General features: G+C 47.5%; 10 protein-coding genes. 8 read left to right on the top strand and 2 right to left on the bottom strand.

Annotation, left to right across the window (positions count from 1 at the left end):
- Positions 1–181 precede the first annotated feature (181 nt).
- Entirely contained in the window at positions 182–1,849 is a 1,668-nt protein-coding gene (locus LG211_RS18385; RefSeq protein WP_269478167.1) for an amidohydrolase, read from the bottom strand.
- Between the two features lie 304 nt (positions 1,850–2,153).
- Here LG211_RS18385 and LG211_RS18380 point away from each other — a divergent pair, with 304 nt between their 5' ends.
- The 6 genes from LG211_RS18380 (at position 2,154) to LG211_RS18355 (ending at position 9,922) form a co-directional block, all read left to right on the top strand.
- Positions 2,154–2,933 carry a helix-turn-helix domain-containing protein gene (locus LG211_RS18380; protein ID WP_269478166.1) on the top strand — a complete coding sequence of 260 codons (780 nt, stop codon included), beginning with the start codon at positions 2,154–2,156 and terminating at the stop codon, positions 2,931–2,933.
- A 909-nt stretch (positions 2,934–3,842) separates the two neighbouring features.
- The gene (locus tag LG211_RS18375) at positions 3,843–6,518 is read left to right on the top strand and encodes a valine--tRNA ligase (protein ID WP_269478165.1); all 2,676 of its coding nucleotides are present in this window, start codon (positions 3,843–3,845) and stop codon (positions 6,516–6,518) included.
- Positions 6,519–6,535: 17 nt separating this feature from the next.
- Positions 6,536–7,816 carry a bifunctional folylpolyglutamate synthase/dihydrofolate synthase gene (locus tag LG211_RS18370; RefSeq protein WP_269478164.1) on the top strand — a complete coding sequence of 427 codons (1,281 nt, stop codon included), beginning with the start codon at positions 6,536–6,538 and terminating at the stop codon, positions 7,814–7,816.
- Positions 7,816–8,724: a YegS/Rv2252/BmrU family lipid kinase gene (locus tag LG211_RS18365; RefSeq protein ID WP_148396950.1), complete on the top strand. Its 909-nt coding sequence runs from the start codon at positions 7,816–7,818 to the stop codon at positions 8,722–8,724. Before LG211_RS18370 ends, LG211_RS18365 begins: the two co-directional genes overlap by 1 nt.
- Entirely contained in the window at positions 8,725–9,171 is a 447-nt protein-coding gene (locus LG211_RS18360) for a GNAT family N-acetyltransferase (RefSeq protein ID WP_148396949.1), read from the top strand.
- 136 nt (positions 9,172–9,307) lie between these two features.
- A complete protein-coding gene (locus LG211_RS18355; RefSeq protein WP_148396948.1) occupies positions 9,308–9,922 on the top strand; it encodes a single-stranded DNA-binding protein in 615 nt (204 codons plus the stop codon).
- A gap of 279 nt (positions 9,923–10,201) precedes the next feature.
- Here LG211_RS18355 and LG211_RS18350 read toward each other — a convergent pair whose 3' ends face one another.
- Positions 10,202–12,265 (bottom strand): ATP-binding protein, encoded by a 2,064-nt coding sequence (locus LG211_RS18350; protein ID WP_253020336.1) that lies wholly within the window; start codon positions 12,263–12,265, stop codon positions 10,202–10,204.
- Between the two features lie 178 nt (positions 12,266–12,443).
- On the opposite strand from LG211_RS18350, the gene LG211_RS18345 reads away from it, so the two are divergent.
- Together LG211_RS18345 and yhbY are read left to right on the top strand one after the other, a co-directional pair.
- Positions 12,444–13,136, top strand: coding sequence for a prepilin peptidase (locus LG211_RS18345; RefSeq protein WP_227755561.1), 693 nt, complete (start codon positions 12,444–12,446; stop codon positions 13,134–13,136).
- A gap of 106 nt (positions 13,137–13,242) precedes the next feature.
- Positions 13,243–13,539: a ribosome assembly RNA-binding protein YhbY gene (yhbY, locus tag LG211_RS18340; RefSeq protein WP_148396945.1), complete on the top strand. Its 297-nt coding sequence runs from the start codon at positions 13,243–13,245 to the stop codon at positions 13,537–13,539.

Here is a 13,539-nt window from a genome sequence, read left to right as displayed (position 1 = left end):
CAAAGTTGTGGATTTGCGGGGCCTGATCTTGAGAAGAAGCAGGTTTTGGTGCTTCTGGCTGATTTTGAGAGGGTATAATCGTTGAAAACTGCGTAAAAACTAGAATTTATTTTCATTTTTTTCCGGAAATATGAAATTTGGGCCGAGCCACACCACCACTGCTTCATACCCATCTGCAATCTCAACACTGATATACAATATCTCCATTCATAATCGTACAGCAGACTTTCGTCTGGGCGATGGTCTTGGGATCGCAGGTCAAAATGTTCTGTTCCAGCACCACCATATCCGCTTTCTTACCTACCTGGATGGAGCCGATCATGTCCTCCATCTTCATTTCATAGGCGCCGTTGATTGTATAGCACTCCAACATTTCCCTGGCGGTAACCCCCTGCTTGGGATTTCTCGTATACTTGGGATCATCCTTTTCCCCCGGATATGGGGAGCACTGGGTCACGCCTACCTCGATCCCGCTGAGGGGACGGTAGTCAGGCTGCACCGGATAGTCCATGGAGCCTGTGATTTTGATGCCCGCATCCATCATATCGCGAATATGATATTCCCGCTCAAACCGCTCGGTGCCGAACATCATTTCCTCCAGAGGCGAGAAATTAGGATCGTAATACCACCACAGCGGCTGCATGGTCCCAATAACCTTCAAATCCGCCATTCGCTGCATATCACTTTCCGTAATAAGGGTAACATGGGCGATCATGTTACGAAAATCCTTGTCTCCGTTAACCTTGCGCGAATACGCAAAGGCATCCAGGGCACAGCGCACTGCGCCATCGCCCATGGCATGGATTTGCACCTGATAGCCTGCCCCGTTGAGAAGAGCTGTAAATTCTTTGAGGCTTTCAGGGTCGCTGTAGGCATCGCCCTTAAAGTCCGCGGCTTCACCGGCCTCCGGCGCATACGGTTCCAGGAGCAGCGCGCTCTTGCCCTCGGGAACTCCGTCAAAGACCACCTTGGCCTGGGAAATCTTCTGAAAATCCGAATTAAAGGATTGATATTCATCCAGCCTGCTGATGTATTCCTTGGCCACGGATGCATCCACATTTCGCTCTTCAAAATTCATTGCGGTGGAATTGACTCTCAGCTTTAATTCGCCGTCCTTTTCCATCTGGTTGTACACTTCCCAGGCTTCCGTGTCCTGAATCGTTGCTGCGGCCACATCGATTCCGGTGATGCCGAAGGAGCTGCATTCTTCCTGGAACTTGAGGAAGGCATCGTGGAATTTTTTCTTTGTATGCTCCCGCTGAGGCAGATTTTCCATGAGAGAAATGCCATCGACAATAAAGCCCGTCGGCTCGCCGTTTTCATATTTGTAAATATTGGCGCCGCTGGGAACGGGCGTGGTGCTGTCCAGGCCGATCATTTCCATGGCCTTTGCGTTGAGCAAAGACGCGTGGCGGGACATGTCCGTAATGGACACCGGTTTATCGGGGCAGATTTTATTCAGCCACTCATTGGTGACGGCCCCGTCGGGAAAGGCATTGATATCCAAGCCGTCGCCGTAATACATGGGATTGTCCGGATGGGCATCGACAAAGGCTTGAAAAGCCTCTGTGTATGCTTCCATTGAGGGCGGGATGTTTTCAAAGCTCAAGGTCGTATCCGCATCGATTAAAGACATGACCTCATGGGTATGGCCGTCGATAAACCCCGGCGTAACGTATTTGCCGTCCAGATCGATCAATTTAGTATCTGCGCCCAAATAGCTTTCGACGCCGGCATTGCCGCCTACATAAACGATTTCGCCACCGATCACAGCAACTGCCTCTGCTGTCGTATCACCGACCATGGTCTGGATAACTCCGTTTTTCAAAATTAAATCAGCATGTTTCATAAATGGATCTCCTTTCTTGCGCCCGCCGGCCCATGGATGATAAGAACCGCAGGCTCCTGAACTTTTCCCATCACTTTGGTCAGGAAGCTTTCTATTTATAAAATAATCCTGACACCTGGTGTCAAGTCAACAGAATATTTTAAATTTTTTGCGTTTTAAGAGGCGTCGAAATTTAAAAGATAAAAGGGGTGTTTTTTTGATAAAAAATCACGTAATTGACAATAAATTTTGCTTGGGATAAAATAATAGAAACTTTGCATCCATTAGACCTAAAATGCCCAAATTATAGGGGAGAGGTAAGAATATGAGTTATCCCTTTTCGCTTAAAGAAGTAAGCAAAATGTTTGATATTCCCATTACCACATTGCGCTACTGGGAACGGCAGGGCTTAATCCATCTTCAACGAAACGATGGCAACAATTACAAAGAGTTTTTCTTTGATGACTTATCCTATGTCTGCGATATGGATATTTATCATAATCTGGGATGGAACAAAAGTGAGCTGGAAGACTTGTATTCCATGGATTTTTCGCAAATCGAGCAGACCCTTCGGGCATCCGACCTGCGGATCCAGGAAGAAATAGAAAAGCTCCAGGCCATGCGCACCAGAATCGAAAAGCGTCGGGCGGTCCTCGATCGGATACAGGAATTGGCCATGCGCCCCTACTCAGAGAGCGAACTGGGAATGGAAAAGATCGTTTCCACGCCCAATGATAAAGAGGCGCTCATCAAGTATGGCAAACCCCTTTTGACCGAATTTGTGGCGATGATTTCTTTAACCGGAGATCAAGAGACATTGGAATACGGTTTTTCTGTGCCCAAAGATTTTTCGTATGGAAAAGTTCTGCTGCAAAAAGGCAGGACCGATGCCAGCTATGTCGTTTTTTTGCTCAAAGCTCCCGCAAAAGAGCTGGTGTTTCCATACAAGATTGAGTCTCTGCGGCCTTACATTGAGCCCCATGTCCGAAATATCGCCCGGCTTTATTCAAAGCCCAAAGAGCTCTTGTGCCACTTCTTGCTTACGGCCTATGATGAAGAGTTCCAAGGACCTTGCTTTTATAATGAAGTTTATGCGCAGCTGTAACAGGTGGCGCCTGCTGGAAACAGAGGTGTCCGGAAATGTGGCGGCTTACTTGGCGAAACCTTTGCAGCATGGGGAAATCTCCTCTTGACAAATTCCGTAAATCCGTTAAACTAGTTCTATGCAATAAAATAGAAGGCAGTGAAAAAGAGGAGTAGGGAAATAGTCCTTAACAGAGAGAAGATCCGCGGCTGAAAGATCTTTAAGGGAAACGTTTTCTGAAGGTTGCTTTGGAGTCTTCGTGCCGGCAAATGAGGGCCGCGCCTTAACAGGCTGCGGAATAAAGGTGGTACCGCGGAATTTCCGTCCTTTAGAGCTTGAAGGGCGGTTTTTTTATTATTAGTTTTTGGGCAGGTTGGGTAAAAAACGAAAAAAGCTTTAAAAATTTACGCTTTTTTCAACGATTGAGCCCCCTCAAATTGGCTGATCAGCGGCCAAACACGCTGCTTATCAAGATAAGGCTTAGCGAACCCACAACTTTGCGTAAAAATTACGAACTTTAACTAAATTTTCCCAGCACCCAGCACCCGGCCCGGCCGCCGAGGCTGCCAAAAACAAAAAATAATGCAATTTCTATTCGAAATGTGCCTTTTTGAAACCAAAGTCCATATAAATTTGGCCGTTTTCAGCGAAAATGGGCCCACTGCCGAGCATTTTACGGATGGTTAGCGCAAACTTTCGCCAATAAATGCGTCACGCACTGCAAACTAGTAGCTTGCGAAAGAGCGAATTTGAGAAAAATTCCATTTATATATGGACATGCACCCGGATTTTGCCCATTTCGAATAGAAATCGGCAAAAAAACTGAAAACAGGCCCTGGCAGGCCGCCGAGGCCGCCGGCGCAAGCAATAGATTGAGACAAATGCGGGCGCAGCTTGCAAATTCATTACAAATAAAAGGAGAAGAAAGAAATGGAGAAAAACCTGGCAAAGACATATAATCCAAAGGATTTTGAGGACCGCATCTACGCCATGTGGGAAGAGAGCGGAGCCTTTAAAGCAGAAAGGGATCCGGGCAAGAAACCATTCACAATCGTGATGCCGCCGCCCAACATTACCGGACAGCTGCACATGGGACATGCCCTAGACCAAACCCTTCAGGACGTACTGACCCGCTTCAAACGGCTCCAGGGCTATAGCGCTCTGTGGCTTCCCGGCAGCGACCACGCCAGCATTGCCACAGAAGTAAAAGTCGTAGAAAAGCTGCGAGAAGAAGAAGGCGTTGAAAAAGAAGAGATCGGCAGAGAAGCCTTTCTCAAGAGAGCTTGGGACTGGAAGCGCATTTACGGCGGCAAGATCACCAAGCAGTGCAGAAAGCTGGGCGACTCCTGCGACTGGAGCAGAGAACGCTTCACCATGGATGAAGGATGTAACAAAGCGGTAAACCACTTCTTTGTCAAGCTCTACGAAAAAGGATACATTTACAGAGGAAACCGGCTCATCAACTGGTGTCCGGAATGCGGAACCTCCCTGTCTGACGCCGAAGTAGAACACGAAGATAAAAACGGCAGCTACTGGTATTTCCGCTATCCGGCGGCTGACGGCGGCGAAGGAGTAGTAGTTGCCACATCCAGACCGGAGACCATGTTCGGCGACGTGGCCATTGCTGTGCATCCGGATGATGAGCGATACAAAGACCTTGTGGGAAAGAACGTGATTCTGCCGCTGGTTGGAAAAGAAATTCCCGTTATCGCTGACCCATACCCGGATCCGGAAAAGGGAACCGGAGCCGTGAAGATCACCCCGGCCCACGACGCCAACGACTTTGAAGTGGGACAGCGAAACAATCTGGAAAGCATCTGCTGCATAAACGAAAATGCCACCATGAACAGCCTGGCCGGAAAATACGAAGGCATGGACCGATATGAATGCAGAAAAGCCTGGGTAGCCGACCTGAAAGAAGCCGGTTATCTGGTAAAAATAGAAGAAAAGGTAATTCCGGTAGGCGGCTGCTACCGCTGCGGAACTACCATCGAGCCCATGCTGTCGGACCAGTGGTTCGTAGCCATGGAAGAATTGGCAAAACCGGCCATCGAAGCTGCCAAAACCGGCAAGCTGATCCATGTGCCGGAACGCTTTGAAAAAACTTATCTCCACTGGCTGGAAGAGATTCGGGACTGGTGCATTTCCCGCCAGCTGTGGTGGGGACACCGGATTCCGGCCTGGTACTGCCAGGATTGCGGCGAGATCATCGTAGCTGAGTCGGCGCCGGACAAATGCAGTAAATGCGGCAGCACCAATCTCAAGCAGGACGAAGACGTGCTGGACACCTGGTTCTCGTCGGCTCTGTGGCCCTTCTCCACCCTGGGGTGGCCGGAAGAAACTGAGGACCTCAAGTATTTTTATCCCACCGACGTTTTGGTGACGGGCTATGATATCATCTTCTTCTGGGTTGTGCGCATGGTATTTTCCGCCCTGGAAACAACGGGCGAATCACCGTTCAAATATGTTTATGTCCACGGCCTGGTGCGGGATGGAGAAGGCCGCAAGATGAGCAAATCCCTGGGCAACGGCATCGACCCCCTGGAGATCATCGACCAGTACGGAGCGGACGCCCTCAGGTTCATGCTCACCACCGGCATTACGCCGGGCAATGACATGCGTTTTAAAGAGGACAAGCTGGAAAGCTCCAGAAACTTTGCCAACAAGCTGTGGAACGCCAGCAGATTCGTAATCATGAACCTGCAGGATGAGGACGGCAACTTTAAAACCATGAAGAACAACGGACTGCAGGATGAAGATAAATGGCTCCTTTCCAGAGTGAACGACGCGGCAAAATACGTGACGGAAACCATGGAAAAATTCGACCTGGCTCTGGCCGGACAGCGGGTTTACGAGTTGATCTGGAATGAATACTGCGACTGGTATATCGAAATCGTAAAGGGGCGGCTCTATGGGGACGATGAAGCAGATAAAGAAACGGCCCGCTGCGTGCTGGTGCGGGCGCTGAAAGACATGCTGCGCATGCTCCACCCGTTCATGCCATATATTACGGAAGAAATTTGGGGATTCCTGCCAAAGGATCAGTCGGCCGAAGATAACCCGCACAATTTCCTAATTAAAGAACGCTGGCCCGTATACGATGAGGCCCTGACCTATAAAGAAGAAGTGAAGAAGCTGGAGATGGCCATGGACGCCATCCGCAGCATCCGTAACATCCGCGCCGAAGCCGACGCAGCACCCAGCAGAAAGCTGAGCGCCGTCATCCTGGCACAGGGACAGCAGCTGGATACAGTAAAAGCCGGCGAACGGTATATTAGAAACCTGGCCAACATTACCCAGATCACCTTTACCCAGAGCAAGGATGAGGTACCCGAGGAGGTTATGTCCGCTGTAATCACAGGCGCGGAAATCTTCGTCCCGCTGGATGATCTGGTGGATTATAAAGCAGAATTCGAACGGCTTACAAAGGAAAAGACGAGACTGGAAGGGGAAGTAAAGCGGCTTACGGGCAAGCTTTCCAACGAAGGTTTTATAAAGAAAGCTCCGGAAAAAGTAGTCAACGCGGAAAAAGAAAAATTAGCAAAATATGAAGACATGCTGGCCAAGGTTTGTGACCGGCTGGCAATGGTGGAAGGAAAGTTTTAAGGAGATAGGTAGCAGCAATGGATGCAATAAAAAAGATACACCAGTTTGACCGGTTCGGAAGCGTCCTGGGGTTGGAACGGATGAACGTGCTGCTAAAAAAATTGGGAGACCCGCACAAGCCTCTGCGGGTCATCCATGTGGCCGGGACCAACGGAAAAGGTTCCGTATGCAAGTTTATCTACGAGGCGCTTGCGGCCAACGGATATAAGGTGGGGCTTTACACCTCCCCTTTCATTCAAAGCTTCCACGAGCGGATTCAATTGGACGGCGCATTTATATCCGACCGGGAGCTGGACCAATACACCGATCAGGTGATGGAAAAAGCAGAAGAAATGGTGCGGGAAGGCCTGGATTCGCCGACTGAGTTCGAAGTGGTGACAGCCATAGCCTTCTTGTATTTTGCAGGGCGGAAGGCTGATTTTGTAATTCTGGAAGTGGGGCTGGGAGGGAGCGGCGATTCTACCAACGTGGTGGAAAACCCGTTGATCAGCATCATTACTTCTATTTCCTACGACCATATGGATCGGCTGGGAAATACCCTGGAAGAAATCGCCGGCGAAAAGGCCGGCATCATCAAAACCGGCGTGCCGGTGGTTTCCAATGTGGAGCAAAAGCAGGCGGCGCGGGTTATCGCCAAAAGAGCCTATGAAAAAGGCGCGGTCCTTTACGATGCTGCAAAGCTAACGTATGGGATCCGGGAACAATCTCTGTCAGGATATGCCTTTGACATAGAGATTTATGGAACCGACTACAGCGGCGTCCGCATCGGCATGGCAGGCAGACATCAGATTGAAAATGCGAAAACTGCTTTGATCGCCTTGGAGATTCTCAGAAAAAAGGGTATAATAAAAGTAAGCCGTGACAAATTATACCAAGGACTGCTTTGTGCCAGACAGCCGGGACGATTTGAAGTTCTGGACGGCGACCCTTGTGTCGTTCTCGACGGCGCCCACAACCAGGCGGGGGCGGCAGCGCTTAAAGAAACGGTGAAAGCTTGTTTTCCTCAGCGACGGATCGTCGTGGTCACCGGCATGCTGGCAGATAAAGAGACGGATCAAATTACCGATGAGCTCTGTCAGATTACCGATCAGTTCGTGGTAACAGAGCCGGACAATCCGAGGAAAATGCCTGCAGAGGACCTTCGGCAGCTGCTGGACAAAAAAGGCGCGGTCTGCAAAGTAGCATCGAATGCAAAAGAAGCATACCGTATGGCAGCAGAAGCGCCATTTGATCCGGAAGTGGTTCTGATTGCCGGATCGTTGTATTTAATAGGAGAAATAAGGGGGCTGTTTAACTAATGTGCCAAGAAAAAGCTGAAAAAGTATTACTCTTTTATAACCCGAATTCGGGAAACGGACTATTTAAAAATAATTTGGATTATATTATCGATCGCTTCCAGACGGCCGGATATCAGATTGTACCAGTGCGTGCAGCCAAAGGGATGGCAATCGATCGGGCGCTGGCGACAATGAACGTGGATGAATACCGGCAGATCATCGCTGCCGGCGGCGACGGTACTATTAATATTTGTGTCAATGCTATGATCCGTCACGATATCCATCTGCCGCTGGCGATCTTCCCTGCGGGAACGGCCAATGATTTTGCTTACTATTTTGAAATCCCTACCGATATTGACGGTATGGTGGACATCGCTCTGGGGAACCATTTTACCAACGCTGATGTGGGAAAGGTCAACGACCGGCATTTTATCAATGTGGCGGCCATGGGCGCTCTGATCGATGTGAGCCAGAAAACGGATCCCAATTTGAAAAACACCATCGGAGTCATGGCCTATTATCTAAAAGCGGTTACTGAGGTGCCCAATCTGCGGGCGCATAAAGTGCGGCTGATCACGCCGGATGAAACCTATGAAGAGGAGATGTATTTTATGGTGGTTATGAACGGGATATCTGCCGGCGGCTTTAAAAAGATTTCACCGGAATCCGAGATTAATGACGGCTTGATGGATGTAATCCTATTCCGTAAAATGCCGATTATTGAACTGGGACCTCTGCTGTTCAATGTGATACACGGCAACCATTCCAAAAACAAACACGTCTTGACCTTCAAAACAGCAGAGCTGCGATTGGAGTCGGACGACGATGTTTCTACAGATATCGACGGCGAACAAGGAGAAAAGTTCCCGCTTAATTTCGGTCTTCTCCATAACCGGCTGAAAATTTTTACAGAGGAGGATGATTTATAGATGATTAATATTGTAATGTCCGAAACCAAGGATTATGAAAAATTAGTGCCCTTTTTCATCGAAAACGAGCTGGAGTTTTCAGAAGAAGAGCCGGTGCCTACTGACCTGGTCAAATGCTGGCAGGTAACCCACGGAAAGGACGAGCATCTGGTAGCTGCGCTGGTTCTGGCCAAGAGGGAAGGTGAATTCATCATCGATGGAATCGCAGTGGAAAAGATTTACCGTAAACTCAAGATCGGCAAGATTCTGCTGGATAAAGCGGTAGAAGAAACTTTATCACAAGGGGGGCGCTGTATCTACTTGGTCGCCCGCGCTCCGGAATTTTTTCGAAAGTACGGATTCAAAACCGTTCCCAGGGAGGAAGCACCGAATTTTTTTGAGTGTCTGACCTGTCCACAATACGGAAAAACCTGTCATCCCGAAGTGATGAAGCTAGATTTCGAGTAATAATTCCCCCCAAAAGGCAATATATTCTATAAGATGCGAACCACGCCGGGGCATCTTTTATTGAGACGCAACCTTGCGGCAATGCCGTGTTAAGATGATGTGTTTATCATAGATACTTTGCTTTAGGGGGATTTTTATGGAAAAGATTCTGGAAGGAAACAGCGCGCAGCTGGTGGGGAAGGTCCTGTCGGAACTGGAATTCAGCCACAAAACGTATGGAGAAGCTTTTTATGTGGCACTGCTGGGAGTGGTGCGAAAAAGCGGTTATGAGGACGATATCAGACTAATGGTATCTGAACGTCTTATCGGCAGCATGTCCCTTACGCCGGGTCAGACTGTAAAAGTCTCCGGACAGGTACGCACTTATAACCAGGAGTGCGAAGGAAAAAATCGATTGAATGTTGTAGTTTTTGTCAGGGAAGTAGAAGTACTTGAGGCGGAGACTCCTCATGAAAATCGAATTTATTTGGAAGGATTTGTGTGCAAAAAACCGGTGAGAAGGACCTCGCCTCTTGGGCGGGAAATTTGTGATTTAATGCTAGCAGTTAACCGTATGTATAATAAATCCGATTACATACCATGTATTGCTTGGGGCCGAAATGCTGCATACGGCGGAGAACTGGACGTAGGATGCAAGCTGGCCATTGAGGGAAGGATACAGAGCAGAGAATACAAAAAACGGGATGAAGAAGGAAATGTAAGTGTGAAAGTCGCTTACGAAGTATCGATTATCAAGATGGAAGAATGCTAAAAGAAGCGGGTCAAAAGAGAAACTTTAATTTGATTTAACTTTCTGAACCGGACGTTGTAAAAATCGCCCAAAGCGCGGACTTTGGGCGATTTTGAGTCCGCGCACCTAAAAAAATTTACACCAATTAGGCAAAAAATAGTCTGATTTTATTTCGGTCAACCACCATCCACGCTACACCAGCAAAACGCCTGCCTCATGGACAAAAAGCAACAATATATCCAAGAACCCTTTGACGTCTTGCATGCCGCAGCATGCTTTGTTCGATCCCTTGATCACCGATTATTGATTAATCACCTGCTCCAGCTTGTCCCGAAAGACTGTGACCTGAGGAGAAAGATTTTCAGCACCATTGTTGATAGCGCTTTCCAATACCTCGGCAGAGCGTGCCAAATAAGTAAGTCCTAATGTCCCGGCCAGTCCCTTAATGGAATGGGCTAAAATTTTTGCTTTATCCCTGTGGCCGGAAGTTAAGTGGTCTTCCAGCGTATCGCAGGCCTGGGCATAGTTCTTTTTAAAGCGAGACAGATGCTTTTCGTAAAGGGCGGTGCTGCCGCCGAGATTTTCAATGGCTTGATCCCTGCCGGCAAAAGGATCCTCCTGAAGTCTTGTCTTTCCTCCGACGGGGGCATCCTCGATATAAGGACGCAGGGCGCTGTAAAGCTGGGTGTATTTGAACGGTTTCAGTATAAAATCGTGGAATAAATCTTTGTAACGCATTTGTATCTCCTTATCCATATTTGTTGCAGTAAGAGCGATGATTGGCGCGGTTATGCCCATTTCTTTCAGTTTGCGGGCGGTCTCATACCCATTCATAATTGGCATATGAATGTCCATTAGAATGACGCTGTAATATTCGTCTCCCGATTGTTCACACATATTGAGCGCTTCCAGGCCGGAAGCTGCATGCTCACAGGTCAGATTTACACGAGTGAGAAGATCTTCAACGACTTCGTAGTTTATGGGAGTATCCTCTACAACGAGAATGTTTTCTCCATGACCTTGCAAGACCGGTACCAGCGACGTGTTTTTTTCTTCGGCGCTATAGTACTTGGGCGCAGTGATTGTAAAGCAAAATGTGGATCCCATCCCCTTTTTGCTCTCAGCCCATAAAGAGCCGCCCATATGTTCAACCAAGTGCTTGCAAATAGGCAGACCCAGCCCTGCACCCGAGTGCATTTTCGTCAAATGGCCCTCTGCCTGATAAAACTCTGTAAAAATGCCTGAAAGATCTTGAGGATCAATGCCGATGCCTGTATCCTCTACAGCGATTTTCAGTGTGATCGTATCCTGGAATTCTTTTAAAACCGATACGTTAATGCGGACATATCCTGCATCCGTGAACTTACAGGCGTTATTAATTAAGTTGACCATGACCTGTTCCATCCGGAGCCGGTCCAGGTTTAAACACAGCTCAGAGTCGAATCCGTAATTGGTCAGCAAATGAATTCCTTTTTGGGAAGCCACGGGCTGAAACATCTGTTCCAAATCCTTTAAAAGATCCAGCAAGCAGAAATGGGAAGGCTCCAAACTGATCGTACCGTTTTTCAACTTTGAAAAGTCCAGTACATCATTAATTAAAGTGAGCAGATAATCGGAAGACGTATTGATCTTGGAGACGATTTCTTTCTGACGATCATCCAGATCTGATTCCTCCAAAATGTGACTAAGGCCTGTAATCGCATTGAGAGGCGTTTTCAGCTCATGAGAAACATTTGCCAGGAGAGATTCCTTTGCCTCGATATGGAACTGCACTTCTTCAAGCTGATCAATCAGCTGCTGCTCCATCACTACTTGCTTTGTATGGTCATAAATAGTTAGAACACATTTTGCCTGCTCTTCTTTGTCAAAAATTGTAAAGGCGGATGCTTCAAAATAGGAATCCTTAAATTGCAATGTTTGTCTCACCGGCTCTCTGGATTCCAAATAAGGGACGAGCCGGTATTCCATTAAAAATTGATAGATGCTCTTGGGAAGATATTCCGCGGCATTATGCCCAATCAGAGAAACCTCCTCAAGCTCCATGAACTCTCTGAAACGACAGCTGACAAACTCAAAGCGATTGAATTCGTCCAGCACTGCAATCCCATTTTCCGCGTGCTTTAATATGCTGTTAGAAAAATCATTGTAATAGCTGATAGACCCCTTAATTTTTTTGATTCTTATGGATTCCGCAACGAACATCGTGACCAGCAGTAATCCAAAAAAAACCAGCGAATTCTCCAATAAGATAGCCATCCCTGTACTCAAATCCCGGTTGTGCAGGAACAGCAAAATGATAATGTTAATGATAAATATGGATCCAACGCAGGTTATCGTGGTTATAACCGTATCATTTTTTTTCATAAATCAAATTACCCCCAATTCTCTCCTTAAATTGCTATTTAAGTAGATTTTATAGTGAAAATAGACAAAAATCCACAACACATTTACGACAATTTGTGAGCTATTCGTAAAAAATGTTGTGGTGTTTTGTCGAAATTGGTAGAATAGAAGAAAAATGCAGAGGAAGGGAGGAAAATGCGTGTCGAATCTTGTCGTTTTGGCGGGAACGGTTTGTTACTCAGTAACAATTGGAATCCTGGCCGGGCATGCCGTTGTGTACATTTTTAATAAGATTCCGGCCAAGTGGCTTTGTGATTATGGTGAGGAACCGGATGAAAAACTGAAAGATCCGTATCTTCAAAGGATAAAAGGATTTCCATGGAAATGGATTTATTCCGGCTTTTTTACAGCCGGTTTGCTCAGGCTGGCTTTTTTTGATTGGGTGCTTTCCTTGGCGGCAGTTGTTCTTTGCTGGGCACTCCTGGAGATCGCATTGGCCGATAAAAAATACGGAATTATTCCTGATCAGTTTGTCCTATTGACGGCGATTTCCGCACTGGGCTTTATTCCCTTTCACCAAACCTTTCTTGAGCCGCTTTGGGGCGCGCTTTTGGGCAGCGGCGTGATGCTCCTTTCCGCCCTTTTTGGAAAACTGATTTTCAAAAAGGAGTCTCTCGGTTTGGGAGATGTCAAGCTGTTTGCAGCCCTGGGTCTGGCATTGGGATTTAAAGGCACATTGGCTGTGCTGGTCCTGACTGCTTTCAGCAGTGCCGGGGTTTTCTCCTTCCTTCTGATCAGGCGGAAAATCAAACGCACCGACATGCTGCCCTTGGGTCCGTATATCTGCGGCAGCGCCATTTTTTATACAGTAATTATCTGGCCGCTGTTGTAAAAACGCAGAATTCATATATAATAGAAGGGATAAAGTTCTCATTCTGATGAGATCTGCGGCATCCGGTCCAGTCCATCAGTAAAGATATAGCAAGAGAGGATAAGAGATGATTACAAGCAAACAAAGAAGCTTTCTCAAAAAGCTGGCCCACGAACTTGAGCCGACGGTTTTTTTGGGGAAAAGCGGGCTAACAGAAAATATAAAAAAAGAAATGGAAAACGGATTTGAATCCAGAGAGCTGGTGAAAGTCAAACTCCAGGAAGGCTGCAGCCTGTCGCCGAAAGAGGTGGCAAACCAGCTGGCCCAGGAGCTGAATGCAGAATTTGTACAAGCAATCGGCCGCAAATTCGTACTTTACAGGGAATCAAAGGATAATAAACAGATCCTTCTGCCCAAGAAGTAG

Origin of the sequence: Hominibacterium faecale, assembly GCF_020734085.1 — a bacterium.
GTDB classification, from domain to species: domain Bacteria; phylum Bacillota; class Clostridia; order Peptostreptococcales; family Anaerovoracaceae; genus Hominibacterium; species Hominibacterium faecale.
The sequence above is the reverse complement of the archived record's forward strand: the minus strand, read 5'-3'. Positions and strand labels throughout refer to the sequence as shown.

Bases quoted from the DNA above. Each gene is read 5' to 3' on its own strand.
- LG211_RS18360 (WP_148396949.1), top strand. From the start codon at position 8,725: ATGATTAATATTGTAATGTCCGAAACCAAGGATTATGAAAAATTAGTG.
- LG211_RS18385 (WP_269478167.1), bottom strand. From the start codon at position 1,849: ATGAAACATGCTGATTTAATTTTGAAAAACGGAGTTATCCAGACCATG.
- yhbY (WP_148396945.1), top strand. From the start codon at position 13,243: ATGATTACAAGCAAACAAAGAAGCTTTCTCAAAAAGCTGGCCCACGAA.
- LG211_RS18375 (WP_269478165.1), top strand. From the start codon at position 3,843: ATGGAGAAAAACCTGGCAAAGACATATAATCCAAAGGATTTTGAGGAC.
- LG211_RS18365 (WP_148396950.1), top strand. From the start codon at position 7,816: ATGTGCCAAGAAAAAGCTGAAAAAGTATTACTCTTTTATAACCCGAAT.
- LG211_RS18350 (WP_253020336.1), bottom strand. From the start codon at position 12,265: ATGAAAAAAAATGATACGGTTATAACCACGATAACCTGCGTTGGATCC.
- LG211_RS18380 (WP_269478166.1), top strand. From the start codon at position 2,154: ATGAGTTATCCCTTTTCGCTTAAAGAAGTAAGCAAAATGTTTGATATT.
- LG211_RS18370 (WP_269478164.1), top strand. From the start codon at position 6,536: ATGGATGCAATAAAAAAGATACACCAGTTTGACCGGTTCGGAAGCGTC.
- LG211_RS18355 (WP_148396948.1), top strand. From the start codon at position 9,308: ATGGAAAAGATTCTGGAAGGAAACAGCGCGCAGCTGGTGGGGAAGGTC.